Here is a 12,313-nt window from a genome sequence, read left to right on the forward strand (position 1 = left end):
CCCGGCCCCGACCTCCGGCCCCGTGGCTCCGGCCTCCGGCCCCGCAAGCCCCGGCCTCCGGTCCCGACCGGGACCGGAGGCCCGGGCCGCTAGCCCGCCGTCCCGCCCCGCAGCGCCTCCAGCTGGTCCAGGAACCAGCGCTGGGGCGGGAGGGCCGTCGCCGCGGCCGCCAGGCGCTTCGTGCGGTCCGCGCGGTCCGCGGGCGGCATCGACAGGGCCTCGTGCAGGGCCCGGGCCGTGCCGGTCACGTCGTACGGGTTCACCGTCACCGCGTCGGCGCCCAGTTCCTCGTGCGCGCCCGCCTCGCGGGACAGGACCAGGGCGCAGCCCTCGTCGGAGACGACCGGGACCTCCTTCGCGACCAGGTTCATCCCGTCCCGGATGGGGTTCACCAGCGCCACGTCCGCCAGGCGGTACGCCGCCAGGGAGCGGGCGAAGTCGTCCTTCACGTGGAGCAGCACCGGCGTCCACGTCTCCGTGCCGTACTCGGCGTTGATCTCCTCCGCCAGTCGCGAGACCTCCGCCGTGTACCGCCGGTACACCTCCAGGTCCTGCCGGGACGGGTACGCGAAGGCGATGTGGACGACCCGCTCGCGCCACTCCGGCCACCCGGCCAGCAGCTCCCGGTACGCCAGCAGCCCCCGCACGATGTTCTTCGACAGCTCCGTGCGGTCCACCCGGATGACCGTCTTGCGGTCGGCCCCGCCGATCTGCTCCCGCAGCGTCGCCATCCGCTCCTCGACGTCCGCCTCCCGCGACCGCGCCCGCAGGAACCCGGCGTCCGCGCCCAGCCCGTGCACCCCCACCTCGGTCGTGCCCGTGCCGCCCACCGCGCGGGCGCAGCACGCCGTGAACGCCTCCGCCCAGCGGCGCGTCAGGAAGCCGAGCCGGTCCGCGCCGAGCATGCCGTTCAGCAGCTCGCGCGCGATGTCGTCGGGGAGCATCCCGAAGTAGTCCGGCGGTGCCCACGGGGTGTGCGAGAAGTGTCCGATGCGCAGGTCCGGCCGCAGCTCGCGCAGCATGCCCGGCGCCAGCGCCAGGTGGTAGTCCTGGATCAGGACCGCCGCGCCCGGCGCCGCCTCCGCGGCGAGCGCCTCCGCGAAGGCCCGGTTGTACGCCCGGTACGCCTCCCACCGGCGGCGGAACTCCGCGTCGAAGACGGGCTCCAGCGGCGTCTGGTACAGCATGTGGTGGACGAACCACAGCACCGAGTTGGCGATGCCGTTGTACGCGGCGGCGTGCGTCCCTTCGCCCGCCAGCGCGTCGATGTCCAGCATCCGGACGCCCGGCTCGGAGACGCCGCGCCGCACCCCCTCCCGGTCCCCCTCGCCCAGCGCCGCGCACACCCACACCGCGCCCGCGTCGGGTCCGATCGCGGAGAGCCCCGACACGAGCCCCCCGCCGCCGCGCCGCGCCTCCAGCCCGCCGTCCGCCTCGCGCAGCGCGTAGCTGACCGGACCGCGATTCGATGCCACCAGGATGTCCGAGACCATGAGCCCAACCTAGCCCGAGCGGGAAACGCTCAAACGTACGGAGATCAGGCCACCCGGCGCTTGCGCTGGTACTCCGCGACCTCCCGCATCGGCGGCCGTTCCTCCGTGTCCACCGGGTGGGTGCGCGGCGCGAAGCCCGTCTCCGTGCGGTCGAACTGCGTCAGCCGGGGCCGTACGAGGTGCCCGCGCGACAGCCGCAACTGCGCCGTCCGGTAGATCGCCGCGGCCATCCGCCCCAGCGCCCGGTCGTCCTGGTGCCGGTGCAGCCGTACGCCCACGTCGACCTGGGCCAGCGCGTCCAGGCCCACCAGGTGCAGCGCGTCCACCAGCAGCCCCAGCTCCACCCCGTACCCCACCGGGAACGGCAACCGCTCCAGCAGCGTGCGCCGGGCCGCGTACTCCCCGCCCAGCGGCTGGACGAACCCGGCCAGCCGCGGCCAGTGCAGGTTCAGCAGCGGTCGCGCGACCAGCTCCGTCACCCGGCCGCCCTGCCCGCCGCCCCGTCCGCCGTCCGCCCCGGCCGCGAAGGGACGGTCGTACATCGCCTTCACGAACTCCACGTCCGGGTCCGTGAGCAGCGGCCCCACGATCCCCGCCACGAAGTCCGCGTCGAACTCCCGCAGGTCCGCGTCGACGAAGCACACCACGTCGCCGCCCGTCACCAGCAGGGAGCGCCACAGCACCTCCCCCTTGCCGGGCAGGGCGGGTATGCGCGGCAGCACGTCGTCCCGCGCCACCACCCGCGCACCGGCCCGCGCGGCCACCTCCGCCGTGCGGTCCGTCGACCCCGAGTCGAGGACGACCAGCTCGTCGACGAGCGGCACCGCCTCCGACATCAGGTCCCGGCGGATCACGGCGACGATCTCACCGACCGTCGCCTCCTCGTTCAGCGCGGGCAGGACGACGCTCACCGTGGTGCCGTGGGCCCGTTTCGCGGCGAGCAGTTGGTCGATCGGCCGGTCGGCCACGGACCAGGACCGCCGGCCCAGCCAGCGCTCCACCTCTTCCAGCACGCGCGCCACTCCTCGGGTCGTTGCGGGGCCGTGTGTGACCCATCTCGCGGTTCGGACGTCTATCTCAGACCTCCACCCCTTCGGCTACAGTCTTGAACAACGCGCGAGACCACCGCATGCCGGGGTCCCCGTGCCGACAACCACATACCGCTCATCCAGAGGGGCAGAGGGACACGGCCCGATGAAGCCCCGGCAACCCTCCAGCCGGTTCTCGCACGTTCACGCGAGGTCCCCGGCTAGGGAAGGTGCCAAATCCGTCTCACGGCGACACGCGCCAGTGAGAAAGATGAGGAGAAAGGGCCTCGCCTTCCATGGCTGTGCAGACCACCGCACCCACCACCCCCTCCGTCGACCTCGGCCCCGCGGCCGCGCTCTCCTGCCGCGAGTGCGGCGAGCGCTTCCCGCTCAGCCCGATCTTCGCCTGTGAGCACTGTTTCGGCCCCCTCGAAGTCGCGTACGACCTGCCGGCCGGCGACCCGGAGCAGCTCCGCAAGCGGATCGAGGCCGGCCCCACCAGCATCTGGCGGTACGCGCCGCTCCTCCCCGTCCCCGCGGACGTCGCGGACAAGCCGAACCTCAACCCCGGCTGGACCCCGCTCATCAAGGCCGACAACCTCGCGCGCGAACTGGGCGTGACCGGCGGCCTCTACGTCAAGGACGACTCGGGCAACCCCACGCACTCCTTCAAGGACCGGGTGGTCGCCCAGGCCCTGGAGGCGGCGCGCGTCTTCGGCTTCACCACCCTGTCGTGCTCCTCCACCGGCAACCTGGCGGGCGCGGTCGGCGCCGCCGCCGCGCGGGCGGGCCTGCGCTCCTGCGTGTTCATCCCACACGACCTGGAGCAGGGCAAGGTCGTCATGGCCGCGGTGTACGGCGGCGACGTGGTCGGCATCGAGGGCACGTACGACGACGTCAACCGCTTCTGCTCGGAGCTCATCGGCGACCCGCTCGGCGAGGGCTGGGGCTTCGTCAACGTCAACCTGCGGCCGTACTACGCGGAGGGTTCCAAGACCCTCGCGTACGAGATCTGCGAGCAGCTCGGATGGCGCCTGCCGGACCAGTTGGTCGTCCCGATCGCGTCGGGCTCCCAGTTGACGAAGATCGACAAGGGGTTGCAGGAGCTGATCAGCCTGGGCCTCGTCGAGGACCGGCCGTACAAGATCTTCGGCGCGCAGGCGGAGGGCTGCTCCCCGGTGTCGGCGGCCTACAAGGCGGGCCACGACGTCGTACGGCCCCAGAAGCCGAACACGATCGCCAAGTCGCTCGCCATCGGCAACCCGGCCGACGGCCCGTACGTCCTGGACATCGCCCGACGCACGGGCGGCGCGGTGGAGGACGTCGACGACGAGCAGATCGTCGACGCGATCAAGCTGCTGGCCCGCACGGAGGGCGTCTTCGCCGAGACGGCGGGCGGGGTGACCGTGGGCGTGACGCGCAAGCTGATCGAGAACGGCCTGCTGGACCCGTCCCTGACCACCGTCGTCCTCAACACGGGTGACGGCCTGAAGACCCTGGACGCGGTCGCCCCGACGACCGGCCCCACCGCGACGATCCGCCCGAGCCTGGACGCGTTCCGCGACGCCGGCCTCGCCAACTGAAACCCCCGGGAGACACGAACCATGAGCGTCAACGTCCGCATCCCCACCATCCTCCGCACGTACACGGGCGGCCAGGCCGAGGTCCCGGCGGAGGGTGCGACCCTCGCGGAGGTCATCGAGTCCCTGGAGAAGAACCACCCGGGCATCGCCGCGCGCGTCCTCGACGACCAGGGCCAGCTTCGCCGCTTCGTGAACGTCTACGTCAACGACGACGACGTCCGCTTCGAGCAGGGCCTCGGGACGGCCACCCCGGAGGGTGCGGGCGTCTCGATCATCCCGGCGGTCGCGGGCGGCTGCTGAACCCCTCCGGCGTCCCCTCCGGCGACGGGGGGACGCCCGTACGCCCTCTCGGACCGTGTCGGCCCGGTGCCTGGCCGTCCGGCGCCTGACTGGCTGGCGCTGATCGTCTGGCGTCCGGTCGTCCGGTGCCCGACTGCCTGGCGCCGCCTGCCCGGTGTCCGGTCGTCCGGCGCCTGACCGCCCGGCGTCCGGCGTCCGGTCGTCCGGTATCGGTCGTCTGAGCCGACTGTCCGGTGGCCGGTCGTCCGGCGCCTGACCGTCCGCCGCCCGACCGTCCAGTGCACGACTGACCGGTGCCTCTCCGCCCGGTTCCGGCGTCCCGGCCCCCGCCACCTCTGGCGGGGGCCGACCCGTTGGTCCCGACGGGCCCCCGCAGGCCCCGCAGGCGGCCCCCGTAGGCAGCCCCCGCCGTCCCCTCCCGCCGTCCCCGTAGGCGGCGCGTCCCCACCGCCCCCCAGTGAGGCCCCCACCGTCCCCCGCAGGTCCCGTGCCGGTGTTCGCCGGGCGTCCGGCGGGGTAGGCGCGCGGGGCGGACGGAGCCTTTTGGGTTTGTCGGTCCGTCGGCGAAAGGGGCGGCTCGTTCATTTCGGAACGGGCGCCGAGGAAAGCGGAGGCGGCGATTCTGGAGGGTTGAAGGCGGTAGAGTTGGGGAACCCCCCGCCGCCGTCCGTGCCGGTTGCATATGAGAACGCGCCGGGGCCCGACAAGAAGTAGCCAAAGTGCCTCCGCCCGATGCGCGGTTTGCGCGCTTTGCCCGGCCCGACTTGCCCGGGGTTATGGCCGTTCCGGCCATCATTTCCCTTCACCGGCGCTTGGATTTCTCGTCCGATTGACCTGTTGCAGAGGGCAGTTGGGCAGATACATTCAGCCGCGGTCGACGCGTTCCGGCGCACGCCCACCCCTGTCAGTGGGCGAGGTCTGACCCGGGTCCGCGAAGTGCGGTCCTGTGCAAGGGCCAGTAATAGGGGAGTTAGGCATGGCTCAGGGCACCGTCAAGTGGTTCAACGCGGAGAAGGGGTACGGCTTCATCGCGGTCGACGGTGGTGCGGATGTTTTCGTGCACTACAGCGCGATCCAGATGGACGGCTACCGCACCCTTGAGGAAGGCCAGCGGGTCGAGTTCGAGATCTCGCAGGGCCAGAAGGGTCCGCAGGCGGACATGGTCAAGATCGCCGTCTAAGCGCGACGCGTTCCGGCCAACGGCATTCGACGAAGGGCCCGCACCCCGTCAAGGGGTACGGGCCCTTCGTGCGCCCGCCCGCGGCCGGCCCCGCGGGCCCTTCACGCGCCCTCCCGCAGCCGGCCCCCGCAGCCGCGCCTCGCGGCTTCTTCGTGCGCCCGCCCGCAGCCGTCCCCCGCGGGGCCCTTCGCGCGTCCGTCCGAGAGCCCCTTGAAAGCCCCCCGAAAGCCCTCCCGAGAGCCCCTCCGAGCCCCCGCCGCCACCGTGGGGCGCTTGCACTCTCATAGGGCGAGTGCTAATCATTGGCGTTAGCACTCTGCGAGTGAGAGTGACAACGGAAGGACCTCGTCGGTGAGGCCCGCAAGGCGCGTGGGGCAAGGAACCACGCGGCACACGGGCCGTCCGTCGCGGGCGCCAGCGCGGTCCGGAGCAATCCACCCCAGTCCGGGAGGACCACTTCACATGGCCAAGATCATCGCGTTCGACGAGGAGGCACGGCGCGGTCTCGAGCGCGGGATGAACCAGCTCGCCGACGCCGTCAAGGTCACCCTTGGTCCCAAGGGTCGCAACGTCGTCCTCGAGAAGAAGTGGGGCGCCCCCACGATCACCAACGATGGTGTTTCCATCGCCAAGGAGATCGAGCTCGAGGACCCGTACGAGAAGATCGGCGCCGAGCTGGTCAAGGAAGTCGCCAAGAAGACGGACGACGTCGCCGGTGACGGTACGACCACCGCGACCGTGCTCGCCCAGGCGCTGGTCCGCGAGGGCCTGCGCAACGTCGCCGCCGGTGCCAACCCGATGGCCCTGAAGCGCGGTATCGAGAAGGCCGTCGAGGCCGTCTCCGGCGCGCTGCTGGAGCAGGCGAAGGACGTGGAGACCAAGGAGCAGATCGCCTCCACCGCCTCCATCTCCGCCGCCGACACCCAGATCGGCGAGCTGATCGCCGAGGCCATGGACAAGGTCGGCAAGGAAGGCGTCATCACCGTCGAGGAGTCCAACACCTTCGGGCTGGAGCTGGAGCTCACCGAGGGCATGCGCTTCGACAAGGGCTACATCTCGGCGTACTTCGCGACCGACATGGAGCGCATGGAGGCCGTCCTCGAGGACCCGTACATCCTCATCGTCAACTCCAAGGTCTCCGCGGTGAAGGACCTCCTCCCGCTGCTGGAGAAGGTCATGCAGTCCGGCAAGCCGCTGCTGATCATCGCCGAGGACGTCGAGGGCGAGGCGCTCTCCACGCTGGTCGTCAACAAGATCCGCGGCACGTTCAAGTCCGTCGCCGTCAAGGCCCCGGGCTTCGGCGACCGCCGCAAGGCCATGCTCGGCGACATCGCCATCCTCACGGGTGGCCAGGTCATCTCCGAGGAGGTCGGCCTTAAGCTGGAGAACGCCGGTCTGGACCTCCTGGGCCGCGCCCGCAAGGTCGTCATCACCAAGGACGAGACGACGATCGTCGACGGTGCCGGCGACAGCGAGCAGGTCCAGGGCCGCGTCAACCAGATCCGCGCCGAGATCGAGAACTCGGACTCGGACTACGACCGCGAGAAGCTCCAGGAGCGCCTGGCGAAGCTGGCCGGCGGCGTGGCCGTCATCAAGGCCGGTGCCGCCACCGAGGTCGAGCTGAAGGAGCGCAAGCACCGCATCGAGGACGCGGTGCGCAACGCCAAGGCCGCCGTCGAGGAGGGCATCGTCGCCGGTGGTGGCGTGGCCCTGCTCCAGGCGTCCAGCGTCTTCGAGAAGCTGGAGCTGGACGGCGACGAGGCCACCGGTGCCGCCGCCGTGAAGGCCGCCCTGGAGGCCCCGCTCAAGCAGATCGCCGTCAACGCCGGCCTCGAGGGCGGCGTCGTGGTGGAGAAGGTGCGCAACCTCACCCCGGGCCACGGCCTCAACGCCGCGACCGGCGAGTACGTCGACCTGGTCGCCGAGGGCATCATCGACCCGGCCAAGGTGACGCGCTCCGCGCTGCAGAACGCCGCGTCGATCGCCGCGCTGTTCCTCACCACCGAGGCCGTCATCGCCGACAAGCCGGAGAAGGCGTCCGCGCCGGCCGGCGGCGGCATGCCGGGCGGTGACATGGACTTCTGATCCCCCGCGGATCGGACCGTCCAGTAGTACGGACAGAGAGCGGCACCCCTGGCGCCAGGGGTGCCGCTCTCTCCCTTTTCCCTCTTCCCTCTTCGGGGTCTTTCCCCATCTCGGCGTCCGTGTGCCCCTTTTGCCCCGCCCGCCGGGTCGTGTCGCCCGCTCCGGATGTGAGGGAACAGGCCGGAGGTCGGGGTGACGGCTGGGACCGATTGTCGGTTCGTGTGAAGATGGGCCGGGTCTTCCTCCGGGGGGACCCCTGTGCTGTCGCCCCCCACGAGGATTCCCGTGCAGACCTTCGATTCCCTGATCGTCGACGTCAACGACGTGTTCTGGACCTACCTGCTCATCCCGGTCGTCGTGCTGGCGGGCCTCTGGTTCACCCTGCGGTCCCGGGGCGTGCAGCTACGGCTGCTGCCGGAGATGTTCCGCGTGCTCAAGGACCCGGCGCCCGCGCCGGACGGGGACGAGAGCCGCAAGCCCGTCTCGTCGTTCGGGGCGTTCACGATCTCGGCGGCGGCCCGTGTCGGCACGGGCAACGTCGCGGGCGTCGCGAGCGCGATCACGCTGGGCGGCGCCGGCGCGGTGTTCTGGATGTGGGTCATGGCGATCGTCGGCGCGGCCTCCGCCTTCGTCGAGTCGACGCTGGCGCAGTTGTACAAGGTGCGCGACGAGGACGGCACGTACCGGGGCGGCCCGGCGTACTACATGCGGCGCGGGCTCGGGAAGCCGTGGCTGGGCTTCCTCTTCGCCGTCACGATCACGGTGACGTTCGGGCTCGTCTTCAACGCCGTGCAGTCCAACACGATCACCACCGTCGTCAGCGGCTCGCTCGGCGTCGACGACACCGGCGTCGTCGCCCCGGTGATCGGCGCGGTCGTCGCCCTGCTGCTCGGCCTGGTCGTCTTCGGCGGCGTACGGCGCATCGCGTCGGTCACGCAGTGGCTGGTGCCGGTCATGGCGATCCTGTACCTGGCGCTGGGCACCGTCGTCGTCCTGATGAACATCACCGACGTCCCGCGGGTCCTCGCCGACATCGTGGGCGGCGCGTTCGGCTTCCGCGAGGTCGCGGGCGGCGCGGTCGGCGCGGCGATCCAGAACGGCATCCGGCGCGGCATGTTCTCCAACGAGGCGGGACTCGGCTCCGCGCCGAACGCGGGCGCCGCGGCGGAGGTCACCCACCCGGTGAAGCAGGGCCTCGTACAGGCGCTGGGCGTCTTCTTCGACACGCTGCTGATCTGCTCGATGACCGCGTTCATCATCCTCACCACCAACCCGACGCTGTCGGGCCGCCAGGGCGCGGACCTCACGCAGACGGCGCTGGAGTCGACGCTCGGCTCCTGGGCCGGGCACGCGCTGACGGTCGTCGTGTTCATGCTGTGCTTCTCGACCCTGATCGGCAACTACTACTACGGCGAGTCGAACATCGAGTACATGACCAGCAGGCGCTGGGTCCTCCCCGCGTACCGGACGCTGGCCCTCGTGACGGTGTTCCTCGGCGCGCTCGGCACGGTGAGCGTCGTGTGGAACCTGGCGGACGTGTTCATGGGCTTCATGGCGCTGGTCAACCTGGCGGCGATCGTGCCCCTGTCGGTGGTGGCGTTCCGCCTGCTGGACGACTACCAGACCCAGCGCCGCGCGGGCCGGGACCCGGTCTTCACGGCGAGCCGCTTCCCGGACCTGACGGGCGTCGAGTGCTGGCCCGACGGGAACGCGCGCGACCGCGTCGGCTGACCCCGCCGGCCCGGCCGGCACCGGCTGACCCCGGCCAGTCTGTCCCCCGCCGGCCCGGCCCCCGTCGCGGTCTGGCCGGTGCGGCGCCGAGAGCGTCTGGCCCGTGCGGCGCCCGGGGGCGGTGGCTCCCCAGCGGAGACTCCCGCCGCTCCCGCCGTGGCACGGCCCATGCTGCTCAGGGCCGTTCAGGGCCGCTCGGGGCCGGGCGTCTCCAGGGCGTAGTCCTCGGCCGCCGCTTCGATCAGGGCCAGCGAGTCCGCGGGGGAGAGGGCGTCGGCGCCGAGCAACTCGTACGTCAGCGCGTGGCGCTTGACGAGGGTCGGGTCGTCCTCCAGCCTCCCGGTCTCCAGCCCCTCCAGGTAGGCCAGCGGCGGCGCGTCGTCGAACGTCATCAGCTTGACGGCGCCCTCCATGGCCGCGTGCGCCCCGGCGCCGAACGGCAGGATCTGCACGATGACCCGGTGGCGGCGGATCAGCGCGGCGAGGTGGCCCAGCGCCTCCGCCATGACCTCGGGGCCGCCGACCGGGCGGCGGACGACCGCCTCGTCGAGGATCGCCCAGAACAGCGGCCGGGTGGGGTCGTCGAGCAGCCGGGTGCGTTCCATCCGGGCGTCGACCTGTTCGTCGAGGGCCTCTTCGGTGGCCGTCGGCCGGTACGCGCGGAAGACCGCCCGTGCGTACGCCCTCGTCTGGAGCAGGCCCGGGATCAGCAGCGGGGTGTACTGCTTGATGGTCGCCGCCATCGCCTCCGCGTCCGCCGCCTCGGCGAAGTGCTCGGGGTACCTCGACTTCCCCGCCACCTCGCAGTTGCGCTCGAAGAAGCCGTTGGTCTTCAGCAACTGGTCCAGTTGGACCGCCATCTTGCGCTGTATCCGCCGGGTGCCGGCCTCCAACTGCCCGACGAAGGAGCCGCTGACGAAGAGCGGCGCGCCCAGGGCCTCCTGGCTCAGGCCCGCGTTCTCCCGCGCGTGGCGCAGCTCGGCGCCGAGCAGGGCCCTGGGTGATGAGGACGGATCCAGATCCTTTGGACCGGGCATGGCGCAACTCCCGTTAGCCAGATGGGGTTGTTGGAGCCCCGACTTTGTTCAGGCTACCGACTCTTTGACCACTCTGTGTATGGAATACGAATACTCTGCGTATGGAGGTGCGTGCCATGACGGAGCGGCTGCGGGAGGCGGAGGAGGCGGTGGCCAAGTTGAGGGGCGAGCTGTTCAAGGTCGGTGTGGTCCTGCCGTCCCTGCGGGTGGACCCGGTGACGGCGACGAGCGAGACGCCGTGTCCGCTGGTGGAGTTGGGACGGTGCAACCTGGACACGGCGGTCCGGCTCGCGGCCGCGCTGGAGGGGGCGCGGAAGTGAGTTCGGCGGACGGCGGTACGACCGGCACGGCGGGGGACGCGGCGGCGCACGCGTCGGGGGACGTGGACCGCACGCCCGACACCGGCGCGTACGTGATCGACGCGCGCGACGGGCGGGTGGGCCAGGTGATGGGCCACGTCGGCGGGTACGTGCAGCTCCGGCCGCCGGGCGGCGGGCGGGAGTGGGACTGCCCGCCGGACGCGGTGGCGCCCGCCGCGCCGGACGTGGTGCTGCGCGCCCGGGTGCGGGAGCTGAACCGGGCGAGCCTCCGCTAGCGGCCTGCCGGCCGCGCCGCCGTCCCCCGCGGTCGCCGTCGTCCGCGGGTGGCGGCGCGCGGCCGGGGGCCCTTGCCTGGAGTGCGCTCCAAGGAGTTGGCTTGTCCTCCATGAAGTACACGCAGCTCGGACGCACGGGACTCAAGGTCAGCCGACTCGTCCTCGGCACGATGAACTTCGGACCGCAGACGGACGAGGCCGGAAGCCACGCCATCATGGACGCGGCGCTCGACGCCGGAATCAACTTCTTCGACACCGCCAACGTCTACGGGTGGGGCGAGAACAAGGGCCGCACCGAGGAGATCATCGGTTCGTGGTTCGCGGGCGGCTCCGACCGCCGCGACAAGGTCGTCCTCGCGACGAAGGTGTACGGGTCGATGGCCCCGGACGGGGAGCCGTGGCCCAACCACGACCGGCTGTCCGCGGTGAACATCCGGCGGGCGGTCGAGGCGAGCCTGAAGCGGCTGAACACCGACCACATCGACCTGTACCAGTTCCACCACATCGACCGCCGGACCCCCTTCGACGAGATCTGGCAGGCGATCGACGTCCTGATCCAGCAGGGCAAGGTGCTGTACGCGGGGTCGAGCAACTTCCCCGGCTACAAGATCGCCCAGGCGAACGAGGCGGCCGCGCGGCGCGGCATGGTCGGCCTGGTCAGCGAGCAGTGCCTGTACAACCTGGTGGAGCGGCGCGCCGAGATGGAGGTCATCCCGGCGGCGCAGGACTACGGGCTCGGCGTGATCCCGTGGTCGCCGCTGCACGGCGGGCTGCTCGGCGGCGTCCTGCGCAAGGAGCGCGAGGGCGGCGCGTCGCCGCGCGCGCAGGCGGGCCGGTCGGCCGACGCGCTGAAGGACACGGACGTGCGGGAGCGGATCCAGGCGTACGAGTCGCTGCTGGAGAAGCACGGCCTGGAGCCCGGTGAGGTGGCCCTGGCCTGGCTCCTCACCCGCCCGGGCGTGACGGGCCCGATCGTGGGGCCCCGTACGGCGGACCAGTTGGCGTCGGCGATCCGCGCCTCGGAGCTGGACCTCACGGAGGAACTGCTCACGGAGCTGGACGGGATCTTCCCGGGCCCGGGCCCGTCCCCGGAGGCCTTCGCCTGGTAGGCGTCCCCGCGCCGCGTCCCCGGCGCCCGGGGGCGCGGCGGGCGCGTACGCGCGGGACGGCGGCCATCAGGCGGTGTAGGGTCGACCGATAGATCGGAAGGGGGTCGGGTAGGGAAGGAGTGGCACTATGGCGGGCAAGATCTCGGTGGTGGCCGTCTCTTTCTAAGTGGTC

11 protein-coding genes and 1 riboswitch are annotated in these 12,313 nt (G+C 71.8%); of the genes, 8 read left to right on the forward strand and 3 right to left on the reverse strand.

Features of this window, described 5'->3' with window-relative positions; genetic code table 11:
* Window positions 1–89: 89 nt before the first annotated feature.
* Together AC07D6_RS14020 and AC07D6_RS14025 are read right to left on the reverse strand one after the other, a co-directional pair.
* Window positions 90–1,493 carry an alpha,alpha-trehalose-phosphate synthase (UDP-forming) gene (locus tag AC07D6_RS14020; RefSeq protein ID WP_479044189.1) on the reverse strand — a complete coding sequence of 468 codons (1,404 nt, stop codon included), beginning with the start codon at window positions 1,491–1,493 and terminating at the stop codon, window positions 90–92.
* A gap of 44 nt (window positions 1,494–1,537) precedes the next feature.
* The gene (locus AC07D6_RS14025) at window positions 1,538–2,506 is read right to left on the reverse strand and encodes a glucosyl-3-phosphoglycerate synthase (protein WP_315877110.1); all 969 of its coding nucleotides are present in this window, start codon (window positions 2,504–2,506) and stop codon (window positions 1,538–1,540) included.
* A 148-nt stretch (window positions 2,507–2,654) separates the two neighbouring features.
* A riboswitch (SAM riboswitch) is annotated at window positions 2,655–2,799 on the forward strand.
* Window positions 2,800–2,817: 18 nt separating this feature from the next.
* On the opposite strand from AC07D6_RS14025, the gene thrC reads away from it, so the two are divergent.
* The 5 genes from thrC to AC07D6_RS14050 all read left to right on the forward strand — a co-directional run bounded on the left by thrC (window position 2,818) and on the right by AC07D6_RS14050 (window position 9,400).
* Window positions 2,818–4,104, forward strand: coding sequence for a threonine synthase (thrC, locus tag AC07D6_RS14030; protein ID WP_479044192.1), 1,287 nt, complete (start codon window positions 2,818–2,820; stop codon window positions 4,102–4,104).
* 21 nt (window positions 4,105–4,125) lie between these two features.
* Complete coding sequence (locus AC07D6_RS14035; RefSeq protein ID WP_479044194.1) at window positions 4,126–4,404, forward strand: MoaD/ThiS family protein; 279 nt, start codon at window positions 4,126–4,128, stop codon at window positions 4,402–4,404.
* Between the two features lie 976 nt (window positions 4,405–5,380).
* Window positions 5,381–5,584, forward strand: a complete 204-nt coding sequence (locus AC07D6_RS14040; protein WP_010474007.1) for a cold-shock protein — start codon at window positions 5,381–5,383, stop codon at window positions 5,582–5,584.
* Window positions 5,585–6,046: 462 nt separating this feature from the next.
* Window positions 6,047–7,669: a chaperonin GroEL gene (gene groL, locus AC07D6_RS14045; RefSeq protein WP_315877113.1), complete on the forward strand. Its 1,623-nt coding sequence runs from the start codon at window positions 6,047–6,049 to the stop codon at window positions 7,667–7,669.
* Window positions 7,670–7,954: 285 nt separating this feature from the next.
* Window positions 7,955–9,400, forward strand: coding sequence for an alanine/glycine:cation symporter family protein (locus AC07D6_RS14050; RefSeq protein ID WP_479044198.1), 1,446 nt, complete (start codon window positions 7,955–7,957; stop codon window positions 9,398–9,400).
* Between the two features lie 185 nt (window positions 9,401–9,585).
* Here the strand turns inward: AC07D6_RS14050 and AC07D6_RS14055 are convergent, their stop codons facing one another.
* Window positions 9,586–10,437, reverse strand: coding sequence for a helix-turn-helix domain-containing protein (locus AC07D6_RS14055; protein ID WP_479044201.1), 852 nt, complete (start codon window positions 10,435–10,437; stop codon window positions 9,586–9,588).
* A 101-nt stretch (window positions 10,438–10,538) separates the two neighbouring features.
* Here AC07D6_RS14055 and AC07D6_RS14060 point away from each other — a divergent pair, with 101 nt between their 5' ends.
* From AC07D6_RS14060 to AC07D6_RS14070, 3 genes are all read left to right on the forward strand, one after another.
* Window positions 10,539–10,757: a hypothetical protein gene (locus tag AC07D6_RS14060; protein ID WP_315877116.1), complete on the forward strand. Its 219-nt coding sequence runs from the start codon at window positions 10,539–10,541 to the stop codon at window positions 10,755–10,757.
* Window positions 10,754–11,032, forward strand: a complete 279-nt coding sequence (locus AC07D6_RS14065) for a hypothetical protein (RefSeq protein ID WP_479044203.1) — start codon at window positions 10,754–10,756, stop codon at window positions 11,030–11,032. The genes AC07D6_RS14060 and AC07D6_RS14065 overlap by 4 nt, the downstream gene beginning before the upstream one ends.
* A 110-nt stretch (window positions 11,033–11,142) precedes the next feature.
* The gene (locus tag AC07D6_RS14070) at window positions 11,143–12,141 is read left to right on the forward strand and encodes an aldo/keto reductase (RefSeq protein ID WP_315877253.1); all 999 of its coding nucleotides are present in this window, start codon (window positions 11,143–11,145) and stop codon (window positions 12,139–12,141) included.
* Window positions 12,142–12,313 lie beyond the last annotated feature (172 nt).

It is taken from the genome of Streptomyces sp. NPDC045287, from assembly GCF_056432325.1.